The sequence below is a fragment of the Agrobacterium sp. LMR679 genome (assembly GCF_027157905.1).
Classification (GTDB): domain Bacteria; phylum Pseudomonadota; class Alphaproteobacteria; order Rhizobiales; family Rhizobiaceae; genus Agrobacterium; species Agrobacterium leguminum.
The window spans coordinates 2,134,039-2,147,058 of sequence record NZ_JAPVOJ010000002.1 but is presented as its reverse complement, the minus strand read 5'-3'; the positions used below and the strand labels follow the sequence as shown (position 1 = coordinate 2,147,058).

The window sequence follows — 13,020 nt, the reverse complement described above, 5'->3', positions numbered from 1 at the left end:
GTAACTATCTTTATCGATATGAGAGGGCCGAAACAATGCAGAAGATACTCACCCGCGTCACCGGCGCAGTCGCGCTTGGTTCCATGCTGCTGGCGGCGACCGCTGCAATGGCTGCCGGTGGCGACAAATCCGCAGCCCACAGCCACGACCATGGGCACGATCACGGCCACCAGATGACCGAGGCTGAAAAGCAGATCTACAAGGGTTATTTCGAGGATGCGCAGGTGAAGACACGCACGCTTTCCGACTGGGAAGGCGACTGGCAGTCGGTCTATCCCTACCTGCTGAACGGCTCACTCGATTCCGTCATGGCCGAAAAGGCGGCCCATGGCGATAAGACCGCCGCCGAATACCGCGCCTATTACGAAGTCGGCTACAAGACCGATGTGAACCGCATCGTCATCAAGAGCGACAGCGTGGTGTTTTATAAAGACGGCAAGCCCGCTGAAGGCACCTATGTCAGCGATGGCCATGAAATCCTGACCTACAAGAAGGGCAATCGCGGTGTCCGCTACATTTTCAAGAAAACCGGCGGAGATGAGGCCGCACCGCAATTCATCCAGTTCAGCGATCACTCCATCGCCCCGGTCAAGGCGGGCCATTACCATCTCTACTGGGGCAACGACCGCAAGGCATTGCTGGACGAAGTGACCAATTGGCCGACCTATTACCCGTTCCTGATGGACGGCGGCGATATCGTGGAAGAAATGGCGGCGCATTAACTTCGCACGACATTCCAGCACGGGCATATTCTTCATGCCCGTGCTGCATTCCTTACTGCCCCATGGTGGAGCGATGCGCCCAGCCGGTCATGCGCTTTTCAAGCCAGGCCATGATCGCATACATGACGATGCCTTCCACCGCGAGCATCAAGAGGCCGGCAAAGACGAGCGGCACGTTGAACTGGCTCTGCGCCGAACTCATCATGTTGCCGAGGCCGTAATTGGAGGCGACGGTTTCCGACACGACCGAGCCGACAAAGGCGAGCGTGATGGCGATTTTCAGCGAGCCGAAGAAATAGGGCATGGAGCGCGGAATGCCGACCTTCAGCATGATGTCCATCTTCTTTGCGCCAAGCGCCCGCAGCACATCTTCCGTTTCCGGCTCTATGGTGGCAAGCCCGGTCGCGACATTGACGACGATGGGGAAGAAAGAGATCAGGAAGGCGGTCAACACAGCAGGGACCGTGCCGATGCCGAACCAGATGACGAGGATCGGCACCAGCGCCACTTTCGGGATGGCGTTGAAGCCGATCATCAGCGGATAAAGCCCGGCATAGATGGTTTTGGACCAGCCGATGAAAAGGCCGATAGCGAGGCCGGCGGCCACCGCAATGGCGAAACCCAGCGTCGTGGTATAAAGCGTCTGCAGCGAATTCTTCCAGATCGGCGACCAATATTGCACGATGGCCTGTCCGACCCTCACCGGTGACGGCAGAATGGTGGGCGGCATTTTCAGCGCGTAGACCAGCAGTTCCCACAACACGAAAAGCGCCAGCGTATAAAGCCAGGGGGCGGCTTTCACCCAGTTGACGCGGGCAATCAGCGGCTTGCGCGGCTCGGCCGCAACGGTGCCTTCCATGATCGCGCTCATGCCGCCACCCTCGCCTGCGCGATCTCGCCATGCAGTGCCTGCACCATGTCGTTGAAACCCTTGTCATACATGATATCGAGCTGGCGCGGGCGGGCAAACGGCACGCGGTGTTCCGCCAGCACCCGGCCCGGCCTTGCGCTCATCACGAAAATCTTGTCGGCCAGAAATGTCGCCTCACGCAGATCATGGGTCACGAGGATGATGGTGACGCGCTGCGCGGCGTGCAGGTCGCGGATGACGCACCATAATTCCTCGCGGGTGAAGGCATCGAGCGCGCCGAAAGGCTCGTCCAGCATCAGCAGTTCCGGTTCGTGGATCAAGGCCCGGCAAAGATTGGCGCGCTGCTGCATGCCGCCGGAAAGCTGCCACGGATACTTCGAACCAAAACCCTTCAGGCCGACGATTTCCAGGAGACGCTCGGCTTTCGCGACATATTCCGCCTTGTGGGCGCGCAGGCGTCGACGATGTTTCTCGACGATCTCCAGCGGCAGCAGGATGTTCTCAAGCGTGGTGCGCCAGGGCAGCATCGTCGGGTTCTGAAACGCCATACCAACGATGGAGACCGGCTCCGTGACCTGCCGCCCGGCAACGATGACATTGCCCTTCTGCGGAATATGCAGTCCCGTTACCAGCTTCATCAGGGTCGACTTGCCGCAGCCGGACGGGCCGACCACGGCCGCGAATTCACCCTTGTCGACCGTCAGGTTCAAACCGGAGACGGCCAGCGTGCCGGCGGAGCCGCCATAGCGCATGTCGACGCTGTCTATTTCCACGAGATGTGACATTGCTGTTCCCGTTTTAAGTTGCTGATCGGGCGGTTGAACCCTGCAGCGTTGCGGCTTGTTTCTTCTCCCCGCCGGGGAGAAGGTGGCCCGAAGGGTCGGATGAGGGGGCAGCGCCAGCGATAGACCGAGAGCTTGCCCCCTCATCCCGCTGCCGCGGACTTCTCCCCGGCGGGGAGAAGGAGCATGCCGCACCCGCTCACTTCGTCCATTACGGAAGCATGCGTTCTTCCTTGGCGGCAGATAAGTCGCGTCGAACACCTGCTCCGCCTTGACGTTGCCCTTCAGGCCCATGGACACCTTGAGCGTCTCCAGCGAGGCCGCGAGCCGGGCCGGATCGACGCCGCCCATGCCGTTTTCCACCACATAGGGCGTCCTGATATTCATGCTATTGGCCATGTTGAGACGTTCAAGCTCGATGGCGCTGTCGAGCGTCTCGTTACGCTTGAGCACGGCCGCCACACCCTCTTCGGGGTTCTTGACGGAATCGGCGAAGCCCTTGGCCAGCGCCTTCAGGAAGCCCTTCACGGCATCCGGGTTTTTCTCTGCGAAATCAGTGTTTACCAGCACCGCATTGCCATAGAGATTCAAGCCGTGTTCGGCCATCAGGATGGTCGAGATATCGTCATCGGCAATGCCCTGTTTCTTGAGGTTGAGGATCACCGAAAAGGCAAAGCCGAAAACGGCGTCGACATCGCCCTTGGCGAGCATGGGTTCACGCACCGGAAAACCGATCGATTCGATCTTGATCTTGCTGTCATCGAGACCCGCCACCTGCTTGAAGGCAGGCCATTGCGCAAAAGCGCCATCCGGCGGCGGCGCGCCGAGCTTCTTGCCTTCCAGCGACTTCGGATCGCCGGTGACACCGAGCGACTTGCGGCCCACCACGGCAAAGGTCGGACGCTCATAGACCATATAAACGGCCTTGATCTTCTGGCTCGGATCTTCGTCGAGGAACTTCATCACCGAGTTGATGTCGCCGAAACCCATCTGATAGGCGCCGGTCGCCACGCGCGGAATGGCTTCCACCGAGCCGTTGCCGCTATCGATGGTGACATCGAGGCCTTCAGCCTTGAAGTAACCCTTGTCGAGCGCCAGCAGGAAACCGGCGGCGGGGCCTTCGAACTTCCAGTCGAGCGTGAATTTCACCGGCGTTTCGGCCCGCCCCTCGGCGACCGGCAGCGAAAAACCAGCGGTTACACCGATGGCGGCAATGGCCAGAGCCCTGGTCAACAACCTGCGCGTTAAAATCATCTATTCCCCCTGATGGTTTTGTTGGATTGGTTGCATAAGACCCAATTCCAGCCCTCAAGGCAAGATAAAATTGCATACAAAATAGCCGTTATTTTGTATGCTTATTTTATATGCACAAACGCGCACAGGGCAGGCAAAAAGCCGGCATTTTGCCCATCGCGCATGCAACGAAGCGAAAGCGGGATCGTTCACGCAGAGAACACAGCGTTCTCATTTGCCGGGGTTGCGGATCAGGGGCAGCGTGCGACAAATAGGGCCACGAACAGCAGGCGAAACAGCGGGACGGCAAGATGAATTCTGCACTGGGCATACACCACATCACCATGATTACCCGGAAGGTGCAGGCGAATGTGGATTTTTACGCCGGCTTTCTGGGCCTGAGGCTGGCCAAGCGCACGGCCGGCTTCGAAGACGCCATGCAGCTGCACCTGCTTTATGGCGACGATATCGCCTCGCCCGGCTCGCTTCTCACCTTTCTCGTCTGGGAAGATGGCGGCCAGGGCCGTGTCGGTTATGGCCAGACGCTGGAGATTTCCGTGGCCATCGATCCCGCCGCCATCGGCTTCTGGCTGACGCGGGCGCTGAAATTCGGCATCCGGGCGGAAGGCCCCTCCGATGAGTTCGGCGCTCCGGTCATCCGGCTGAAGGATCCCGACGGCCTGATCGTCAAGCTGGTCGGCACCCATGCCTTTGCCGATGCCACGCCGCATGTGACGGACGATATTTCCGCGGAGGACGCCATTCGCCGAATCTATGGCGCGACGGTGCTGAGCGAAGTGCCGGAAGAAACCGTGGCGTTTCTGGAGAAACATTTCGGTTACCGGCAGGAAAGCCAGGCGGGCGCAATCCGCCGGCTCGTTTCCGAAAGCGGCGACATTATCGATGTGCGCGACGCCACCGGCTTCTGGTCCAGTGCGCCGGGCACCGGCACCGTCGATCATATCGCCTTCCGGGCGAAGGACATGGATGAGCTGAACGCGGTTCATACCGGGCTGAAATCGCTGAATTCCAGCACCACCAATGCGCATGACCGTAAATATTTCCACTCGCTCTATGTCCGCGAACCGGGCGGCGTGCTGATCGAAATGGCGACCGACGGGCCGGGCATGACGGTGGACGAACCGCTGGAATCGCTCGGGGAAAAACTGTTCATCCCGCCGCTCTTCATGAAGGATGAGGCGGATGTGCGTGTCGCCCTGCCGCAATTTGCAATGCCGGGCGAAGAGCGCATCGTCTATCGCGATCTGCCTTTCGTGCACCGTTTCTACACGCCCGAGGAGCCGGATGGCAGCACCATCATCCTGCTGCACGGTTCCGGTGGCAGCGAAACCAGCCTGATGCCGCTGGCGCACCGGGCAGCGCCGCGCGCCACCCTTCTCGGCGTGCGCGGCCGCAGCACGGAGGAAGACATCGCCCGCTGGTTCCGCCGTTATCCCGATTTCAGCTTCGACCAGAAGGATATCGCCTCGGAAGCGGAAGCCTTCGCCGACTTCGTGGAGGGAGCGATACGGTCCTATGGTCTCGACCGTTCGAAACTGCGGTTTATCGGCCATTCCAATGGCGCAAATTTCTACGCGGCCTTTGCCGCGCTTTATCCCGAACTTGCCGGAGACGCCCTGCTCTATCGCCCGATGCCGGTTCTGGAAACATGGCCGCAGACCGATCTTTCCGGCCGCAATTTCCTGCTTGTGGCGGGAGAACGGGACAAATATCTCGACAAGGCGCACAAATTGCAGGGCCGGCTGGCGGCGAGCGGTGCAAGAGCCGAAATGGAAACGGTCGAGGACGGGCATGAGCTCGGGCTTGCCGATATCGAAACGGCACGGCACTGGCTGGCGGCTGCTTCCTGATTTTCGAGCGATACGCATGAGCCGAGGGGCGACGCAGCGATAAACTGAGAGCTTGCCCCCTCATCCAGCTGCCGCGGACGGCGGGGAGAAGAAACAAGCGGCTTACTCCCTCGCCAGCCGCATCCGTCATCAACCGGGCCTTGCATAAATTCACCAAAAGGGCTTTAAAAACAGCTTCGTAATTGGAGAGTCCGTTTGGAAATCCCGCTGTTTATCCTCGCCCTCGTCGCGGCCTTCATCTACACGCTGGTCGCGAGCATCCGCAATTCAAGTCGAATCAAGTCGCTGGAACGGGAAGTTCTCAGTCTCAAGCGGCTGATGGCTGCGGGCGTGACGTCTCCTGTGGCGGCGCAGGCGGAAAGCGCGGAATCCACGGAAAAACCAGACTTCGCAGCGGAAACGGAAAGCGAAACCGCGCCGGGAGCAACAGCCTTCCAAGCTGAATACGCATCCGAGCCAGAAGAAGCCGCAGCCACGGAAGAGGTCGCGCGCGAAGAAGCACAGCCCGCACCTGTCGCAACGACTGTCGAATCACCGGCAACGAAGGAAAGCTTCGAAAGCCTGCTCGGCGCGCGCTGGGCCGTTTGGGCCGGTGGGCTGGCGTTGGCGCTTGGCGGTATTTTCCTCGTCAAATATTCGATCGAATCGGGGCTGCTCAGCCCGGCGGTCAGGCTGTCTCTCGCCGCCATTTTCGGCCTCGCCCTCGGGCTTGCCGGAGAGGCTGTCCGCCGCAAGGCGGTGCCGGGCATCGCCGCCACCTATTCCAACGCCATGATACCGGGCGTGCTGACGGCGGCCGGCGCCTTGACGCTGTTCGGCGTGGTTTATGCGGCCTATGGCATTTACGACTATATCGGCCCCGGCACGGCTTTCAGCCTGCTCGGGCTCGTCGCCTTCGCCACCATCGGGCTTTCGCTGCTGCACGGGCAGGCGCTGGCCGGTCTCGGCCTTCTCGGTTCGATGCTGACGCCGGCGCTGATTTCCACCGAAACGCCGAATATCTGGGCGCTCTTCCTGTTCCTCACCATCTCCTGGCTGGCAACAGCGGCCGCGGCGCGCAGGCAGGGCTGGACCGTGGTTCCGTCGCTGGCCAATGCCGGCCTCGGCCTCTGGGCGCTGGGATATATCGGCTTTTCCGAAACGGTGAATGTCGAGCCTGTCGTTCTTTCCCTGCTCCTCATGATTGCCGGGACGATCTGGCTTTGGCCGGGAGATACGTTTGATAAAACCAACCGCGAAATCTACGCGCTGGAAGAGGCAAAAGCCGAAACGACCGCGATGCGGCTGATACACCTTTTTGCGAGGCCGTCCCTGGCGATCAGTCTCACCGTATCGCTTGCCGCTGCACTACCGGCAGTCGCCATCCTACTTTCCAGCGGTGGGGTGAGTATCCATCCCGCATTCGCGATGATAGCACTCCTTGCCGCGCTCGCTGCACTCGGTGCGAGCCGCCATTTTGCCGTCTGGCCGGCAATTTTCGCGGCCCTGACGGCACAGACCGGCATCTCGCTTCTCGGGCAACGGTTTTTCGGCTTCGATCCGTTACTCGATGGAAGCGCCGTGGTTACTTTGCCACCCGTGAGTATCGGCACGAGCCCGAACGTCGCCGCGAGCCTTTCATTTGGCGCCATTCTGGTGCTGTGCGGATTTTCTTTCATCAAAAGAAAAGGTCCGGCAGACCAAAGCTTCGCGAAGTTGTGGGCGTTCCTCATCGCACTGTTCCCGGTCTGGATCGGCACGACGAGCTTTGTCCTTTTCGGCAATCTCGGCCGCGACTGGCTGCACGCCGCCTATGGCGTCGGCCTCGGACTGGTATTGCTTGCAGGCGCCGAGTGGCTGCACCGACAGAACGACGAGGCCTATCGCAAGCCGCTGAATATTCTAGTCCTCGGCTCCTTCGCCGCCTTCGCGCTCAGCCTGCACACGCTGACGGAAGGGCTGGTGACAACTGTTCTGCTTTCGGTCATCGGTTTCATCTATGTGCTGGCAAGCCGTTACCGCAACTGGGATGTGCTGCCCTGGGTGATGGCCGTGGCAAGCGTTGCCGTTCTCGGCCGCATCGCCTGGGAACCCACCATTGTCGGGCCGCAAAATCTTGGGCTCACGCCGGTCTTCAATGCGCTTCTGCCGGGTTACGGCATTCCCGCACTGCTGGCCGTCGCCTCGGCCTGGCTGCTGCGCGACTGGCCGGGGGTCAGGGCGAAGAACTTCCTGCAGGCGATTGCCAGCGTCATGGGGCTTCTCGCCGTCGCCATCCTCATCCGCCACGCGATGAATGGCGGCACGCTGGATGACAGCGTGCCGACACTTGGCGAACAGTCGATCTATACGCTGCTGACTATCGGCTTCTCGGGCGTGCTGATGACACTTGATCTGAAGAGCCCCAGCCCCGTCTTCCGCTATGGCTCGATGATTGCCGGCGTGATCGCCGTCATCAACGTGCTGACGATGCATTTCTTCACGCTCAACCCCTATTTCACCGGCGAAAATACCGGCAGCATCCCATTCCTCAACCTGCTCCTGATCGGTTACCTGTTGCCGGCGCTCGCCTATGGCGGCCTTGCCTATTATGCGCGCGGAAAACGTCCGCCGCCCTATGTCAGCATGCTGGCGGTGGCAGGTGCGGCACTCGGTTTTGCCTGGGCGACGCTTTCCGTGCGCCGCTTCTGGCAGGGCGAGAACATCGCCGACTGGAAGGGCTTCCTGCAGGGAGAGACCTATAGCTATTCGGTGGTCTGGCTGCTGATCGGCGTGTTGCTGCTGGTGCTCGGCTCGCGCTTTAATGCCCGCAGCCTGCGTCTGGCATCGGCCGCCTTCGTGCTGATCTCCGTCGCCAAGGCCTTCCTGATCGACATGAGCAACCTTGAAGGCGTGCTGAGAGCCCTGTCCTTCATCGGGCTCGGCGCGGTGCTGATCGGCATCGGCCTGTTCTACCAGAAAATTCTCACCCGGAAGCCGCAGGCATGATCGCGGCCGAGGCTTTCGCGCCCTATGCGGCGCTTGCGCAGGATTTGATACCGCACGCCGCCGATGCGGGCGACGGCTCGCATGATCTTGCCCATATTCACCGCGTCTTCCGCAACGCCATGCGCATCCATGCGGGCGAAGGCGGCGATGGCACCGTGCTGGCCGCCAGCGTGCTGTTGCATGATTGCGTGGCGGTGGAGAAGAACTCGCCGCTCCGCGCGCAGGCCTCACGGCTCGCGGCGGAAAAAGCCTCAGGCATTCTCGAGGCGCTCGGCTGGCAACGGCAGGATATCGACGCCGCCGCCCATGCCATCACCACCCATAGCTTTTCAGCCAATATAGAGCCGCAGACACTGGAGGCAAAAATCCTTCAGGACGCCGACCGGCTGGACGCCATCGGTATGGTGGGGGCGGCGCGCTGCTTTTATATTGCCGGACGAATGGGCTCGGCTCTCTACGACCCGGTCGACCCGCTGGCGAAGGAGCGGCCGCTTGACGACCGCGCCTTTGCCATCGACCATTTCGAAACCAAGCTGTTCAAGCTGGCCGACGGCTTTCGCACCGAGACGGGCCGGCAGATGGCCAAGGCCCGCCATGAGCGGCTGAAACAGGTGCTGGACCTGTTTCTCGACGAGATTTGAGGAGACCCGAGATGCGTGTGACCGAACTCAACATCTATCCGCTGAAAAGCGCGCGCGGCATTCCCCTCTCCGAAAGCACTGTTTCGGCGGAAGGCCTGCCGGGCGACCGTCGCGCCATGCTCATCGATCCCACCGGCCATTTCATCACCCAGCGCGAATTGCCGGCCATTGCCACGGTTCTGGCCCGGCATGAGGATGGCGGCATGGCGCTTTCTCGGGAAAAGGGCGGCGAGGTTCTCGCAAGACCTTCCGGAGAGCGCATGGATGTGGCGGTGTGGAAATCGATCGTCAGCGCCAATATCGCCGATGGCGAGACCAACGACACGCTCTCGGCATGGCTGGGGCGCGAGGTGAAGCTGGTGTTCTTCGACGACGCCTCGAAACGCATTGCAAGCCTCGAATGGACCGGCAACGAAACGCCCGTCACCTTTGCGGACGGTTACCAGATCCTCGTCACCACCACCGCCTCGCTTGCCGCGCTGAACGACAATATGCGCGCCAATGGTGAGGACGCGGTCGGCATGGAACGCTTCCGGCCCAATATCGTGCTTGATACGGACGAGCCATGGGCCGAGGACCGCTGGGCGGCCATCGAGATCGGCGGCATTCGCTTCGATCTCGTCAAACCCTGCGCCCGCTGCATCATGACCACACAGGACCAGACGACCGGCTCCCGCGATGTGCCCTCCCCCATGAAAGCCATGGGCCGTATCCGCATGTCCGGAGACCGTCGCGTGCCCGGCCCGCTGTTCGGCTGGAACGTGACGCCGCGTGGCGAAGGCAGGCTGTCGGTTGGCGATGTGGCGAAGGTGATCGAGGAAAGGCCGGAAGGCTGGGCGATCAAGCGGCGGTAAGCGACTGGTTCGGTCAAACCGAACCCACAGCCCACGGCGAAAAGTTTCATAGGCTGGCGCACCCTCTCTCCCTCATTCCTGTCCTCGTCACAGGAATGAGTAGACAGAGGGTTCATCGCCTCACGGCTTGCGCGCCCCGACGATCAGAAAAATCGGGCGGCGATCTTCGTGCCTGAGTTCCGGCCGCTCGGCCATCAAAGCGGGATCCGGCCTCGGTTCCGCCAGCCGCTTCAAAACGAATCCGGCGGCCAGGAGACCGTTGAGAATGCCTGACACCGTGCGGTGATATTTGACCACATCGTCCGCCATCCAGTTGGAATGGCGCACGCCCTCGCTTTGATAATTATCGAGCGGCCAGTGCAGGATTTCACCATCCTCGCCATAAAACCAGTCCTGTTTTTCCAGCGCCGTGAAAACGGGATGTTCGATGGAAAAGATGAAATCGCCGCCGGATTTCAGCACGGCGAAAATCTTTTCGAATGCCATGTCGAGATCGCGGACGTAATGCAGGGCGAGAGAACTCAGCACCACATCGAAACTTTCCTGCGGAAAATCGATGTCTTCGATAGCGGCGCGACGGTATTCGATGCCGGGCCCGCCATTTATCTCGGCGGCGCGGTGCAGCATATTCTCCGACAGATCGACGCCAACGATATGGGCCGCCTCCTGCTCTGCGGCATAACGACAATGCCAGCCGAAACCACAGCCGAGATCGAGAAAATCCGTGCCTTTCAGATCCGGCAACATAGCGCGCAATTCATGCCACTCGCCGGCCTGACGCAGACCTTCCACGGAGCGCGGCATGGCGCTGTAACGCTCGAAAAACCCGGGATCGTCGTAGATATTCTGTTTCATCGTCATCTCTCCGGTGGCCGGCATGCGAGGGCGTTCCATCAATCCCATGAATAGTGGCCGTCAAGAAAAGTCGCTAGTGGGACCGGCTGACAAAAGATAATATTCATCCCATCGTAGCGGAATCCGCGGCAAGCCATGTCCCTATTTTTTTTGGGACGAGGCGCCGCGATGGGGGAATATTCATGTCGCAAGCCACACGCCAGACCATGCCCTGGCTGATTATCGCCGCCGGCTCGCTGATCGCGGTCATGACCTTCGGGCCCCGTTCGGCCATGGGCTTTTTCCAGCTGCCGATGCTCGCCGATACCGGCTGGGACCGCTCCACCTTCGGTCTCGCCATGGCCCTGCAGAACCTCTTCTGGGGACTCGGCCAGCCCTTCTTCGGCGCCATTGCCGATAAATACGGCACGGGCCGCGTGCTCGTGCTTTCCGGCCTGCTTTATGCCGCCGGCCTCATCTGCATGTCCTTCGGCACCTCGCCCTTCTGGCTGCATTTCGGCGGCGGCGTTCTCGTCGGGCTCGGCATTGCCGCCGGCTCCTTCAGCGTCATCCTTTCGGCCTTTGCGCGCCATGTCACGCCACAGCAGCGCTCGCTCGCCTTCGGCATCGGCACCGCGGCGGGTTCGGCCGGCATGTTCCTGTTCGCGCCGATCAGCCAGGGCCTGATTTCCACCTATGGCTGGTCGGACAGCCTCGTCTGGCTTGCCGCGATGATGATGCTCGTGCCGCTGCTCGCCTTTCCGATGCGCGGCAATTCCTCTTCCGGCAGCCAGTCGCAGGCGCAGTTCCAGCAGACGGCGGGCGAAGCGCTGAAGGAGGCGCTCGGCCATAAAAGCTACCTGCTTTTGACCACGGGCTTTTTCGTCTGCGGTTTTCAGGTGGCCTTCATCACCGCGCATTTCCCGGCCTATCTCGGCGATATCGGCATCGAACCGCGCTACGCCGTCATCGCCATGGCGCTGATCGGCTTCTTCAACATCATCGGCTCGCTTGCCGCCGGCGTCATCGCCCAGCGTTATTCGAAACCCTATCTGCTGGCCTATATCTATCTCGCCCGTTCGGTTGCTGTCACCGCTTTCCTGCTTCTGCCGCAATCGCCGCTTTCGGTCATCATCTTCGCCGCCGTGATGGGCATTCTCTGGCTTTCCACCGTGCCGCCGACTAATGCGCTGGTGGCGATCATGTTCGGCACGCGCCATCTCGGCATGCTCGGCGGCGTCGTGTTCCTGTCGCACCAGATCGGCTCGTTCCTCGGCGTCTGGCTCGGCGGCTTCCTTTACGACAGGCTGGGCTCCTATGATCTCGTCTGGTGGCTGGGCGTCGGCATGGGGATTTTCGCGGCCATCGTGCATTGGCCCATTCAGGAACGGCCGGCTCCGCGGCCTGCAATGGCCTAGTCAGACAGCCTTATCGAGGGCGGGCGGCATCGCCCTACCCTCGATCACCCGGCCTTCCAGCGCCTTCAGCGCCGCCTGCACGAAACCGTCGCGGGCGGCGTTTTCGTTGAGCCCACGCGGATCGTAGACATGCCGGTTGAGGAAATGGGCGGTGAGGCGGAAAGCAGCCGCAAGGCTGTCAGGATCGGCGGCCTTCGACTGGCCTTCGCTTAAGAAGGCCGGAAGCGACAGCATCCGCTCCGCATAGGGCGCACCTGCCGTGCGGCAAACCGCCCTGCCCGTTTTCGGCGATACATAGATGAGGTCGGTGCGCAGCCCCGTCGCCGCGCATTCGCTAAGATCGAGCCCGAAACCGAGTTCGTTCAGCACCGCCAGTTCGAAGCGCACGAACAATTCCCCGGCATCGACGGGGTCATGCAGATTGTCGAGAATGATATCCAGCGCCTGATAAAGATGCGGGTGCGGATCGCGCTCCGGCAGAAGCCTGAGCAAGGCGCCCATGGCCTGCACGCCGTAAACGGCGGTCGCCGTTTCCATCAGCTGCGCAGCGCGCAATTGCAGCGGCTCGATGCGGAATTCACCCAGATGATCGTGAAGGCGCGCCCGCCAGATCACATCAACCCGGTTGCCTGCCTGTAGCACCGGCTGCATGCTGCGGGAACGGCCGGAACGCACCAGCCCCAGATGGCGGCCACGCGAAGGAGTCATCACCTCGGCGATGACACTCGTCTCGCCATGGCGTTTGACGCCGAGAATGATTGCCTCTTCCTGCCACTGCATGAAACGCGTCCGAATTTCGATTCAGGATTTCGATTCAGGACCGATCA

General features: G+C 61.1%; 10 protein-coding genes and 1 pseudogene. 6 read left to right on the top strand and 5 right to left on the bottom strand.

Annotated features, from left to right (window positions below; all coding sequences use genetic code 11):
- Positions 1-35 precede the first annotated feature (35 nt).
- Positions 36-722, top strand: a complete 687-nt coding sequence (locus O3W47_RS21140) for a metal-binding protein ZinT (RefSeq protein ID WP_127757634.1) — start codon at positions 36-38, stop codon at positions 720-722.
- Between the two features lie 52 nt (positions 723-774).
- Here the strand turns inward: O3W47_RS21140 and O3W47_RS21135 are convergent, their stop codons facing one another.
- The 3 genes and pseudogenes from O3W47_RS21135 to O3W47_RS21125 all read right to left on the bottom strand — a co-directional run bounded on the left by O3W47_RS21135 (position 775) and on the right by O3W47_RS21125 (position 3,629).
- Positions 775-1,593, bottom strand: coding sequence for an ABC transporter permease (locus O3W47_RS21135; protein WP_003520664.1), 819 nt, complete (start codon positions 1,591-1,593; stop codon positions 775-777).
- Positions 1,590-2,378: an ABC transporter ATP-binding protein gene (locus O3W47_RS21130; protein WP_162936689.1), complete on the bottom strand. Its 789-nt coding sequence runs from the start codon at positions 2,376-2,378 to the stop codon at positions 1,590-1,592. The genes O3W47_RS21135 and O3W47_RS21130 overlap by 4 nt, the downstream gene beginning before the upstream one ends.
- 208 nt (positions 2,379-2,586) lie before the next feature.
- Positions 2,587-3,629, bottom strand: a pseudogene (locus tag O3W47_RS21125) (ABC transporter substrate-binding protein).
- A gap of 290 nt (positions 3,630-3,919) precedes the next feature.
- Here O3W47_RS21125 and O3W47_RS21120 point away from each other — a divergent pair.
- From O3W47_RS21120 to O3W47_RS21105, 4 genes are all read left to right on the top strand, one after another.
- Positions 3,920-5,479 (top strand): VOC family protein, encoded by a 1,560-nt coding sequence (locus O3W47_RS21120; RefSeq protein ID WP_269314543.1) that lies wholly within the window; start codon positions 3,920-3,922, stop codon positions 5,477-5,479.
- Between the two features lie 195 nt (positions 5,480-5,674).
- Complete coding sequence (locus O3W47_RS21115; protein WP_269314542.1) at positions 5,675-8,446, top strand: DUF2339 domain-containing protein; 2,772 nt, start codon at positions 5,675-5,677, stop codon at positions 8,444-8,446.
- Positions 8,443-9,087, top strand: a complete 645-nt coding sequence (locus tag O3W47_RS21110) for an HD domain-containing protein (RefSeq protein WP_269314541.1) — start codon at positions 8,443-8,445, stop codon at positions 9,085-9,087. Before O3W47_RS21115 ends, O3W47_RS21110 begins: the two co-directional genes overlap by 4 nt.
- An 11-nt stretch (positions 9,088-9,098) precedes the next feature.
- On the top strand, positions 9,099-9,941 hold the full coding sequence (locus tag O3W47_RS21105) for an MOSC domain-containing protein (RefSeq protein WP_269314540.1): 843 nt from the start codon (positions 9,099-9,101) through the stop codon (positions 9,939-9,941).
- Positions 9,942-10,061: 120 nt separating this feature from the next.
- On the opposite strand, the gene O3W47_RS21100 is transcribed toward O3W47_RS21105, so the two are convergent.
- Positions 10,062-10,796: a class I SAM-dependent methyltransferase gene (locus O3W47_RS21100; RefSeq protein ID WP_269314539.1), complete on the bottom strand. Its 735-nt coding sequence runs from the start codon at positions 10,794-10,796 to the stop codon at positions 10,062-10,064.
- Between the two features lie 182 nt (positions 10,797-10,978).
- On the opposite strand from O3W47_RS21100, the gene O3W47_RS21095 reads away from it, so the two are divergent.
- Positions 10,979-12,193: an MFS transporter gene (locus O3W47_RS21095; protein WP_162934057.1), complete on the top strand. Its 1,215-nt coding sequence runs from the start codon at positions 10,979-10,981 to the stop codon at positions 12,191-12,193.
- Here the strand turns inward: O3W47_RS21095 and recO are convergent, their stop codons facing one another.
- Positions 12,194-12,973: a DNA repair protein RecO gene (gene recO / locus O3W47_RS21090; protein ID WP_269314537.1), complete on the bottom strand. Its 780-nt coding sequence runs from the start codon at positions 12,971-12,973 to the stop codon at positions 12,194-12,196.
- Positions 12,974-13,020: the final 47 nt, after the last annotated feature.

Excerpts from the sequence above, each read along its gene's own strand:
- O3W47_RS21110 (WP_269314541.1), top strand. The coding sequence starts at position 8,443 with ATGATCGCGGCCGAGGCTTTCGCGCCCTATGCGGCGCTTGCGCAGGAT.
- O3W47_RS21130 (WP_162936689.1), bottom strand. The coding sequence starts at position 2,378 with ATGTCACATCTCGTGGAAATAGACAGCGTCGACATGCGCTATGGCGGC.
- O3W47_RS21135 (WP_003520664.1), bottom strand. The coding sequence starts at position 1,593 with ATGAGCGCGATCATGGAAGGCACCGTTGCGGCCGAGCCGCGCAAGCCG.
- O3W47_RS21100 (WP_269314539.1), bottom strand. The coding sequence starts at position 10,796 with ATGAAACAGAATATCTACGACGATCCCGGGTTTTTCGAGCGTTACAGC.
- O3W47_RS21095 (WP_162934057.1), top strand. The coding sequence starts at position 10,979 with ATGTCGCAAGCCACACGCCAGACCATGCCCTGGCTGATTATCGCCGCC.
- O3W47_RS21105 (WP_269314540.1), top strand. The coding sequence starts at position 9,099 with ATGCGTGTGACCGAACTCAACATCTATCCGCTGAAAAGCGCGCGCGGC.
- recO (WP_269314537.1), bottom strand. The coding sequence starts at position 12,973 with ATGCAGTGGCAGGAAGAGGCAATCATTCTCGGCGTCAAACGCCATGGC.
- O3W47_RS21140 (WP_127757634.1), top strand. The coding sequence starts at position 36 with ATGCAGAAGATACTCACCCGCGTCACCGGCGCAGTCGCGCTTGGTTCC.
- O3W47_RS21120 (WP_269314543.1), top strand. The coding sequence starts at position 3,920 with ATGAATTCTGCACTGGGCATACACCACATCACCATGATTACCCGGAAG.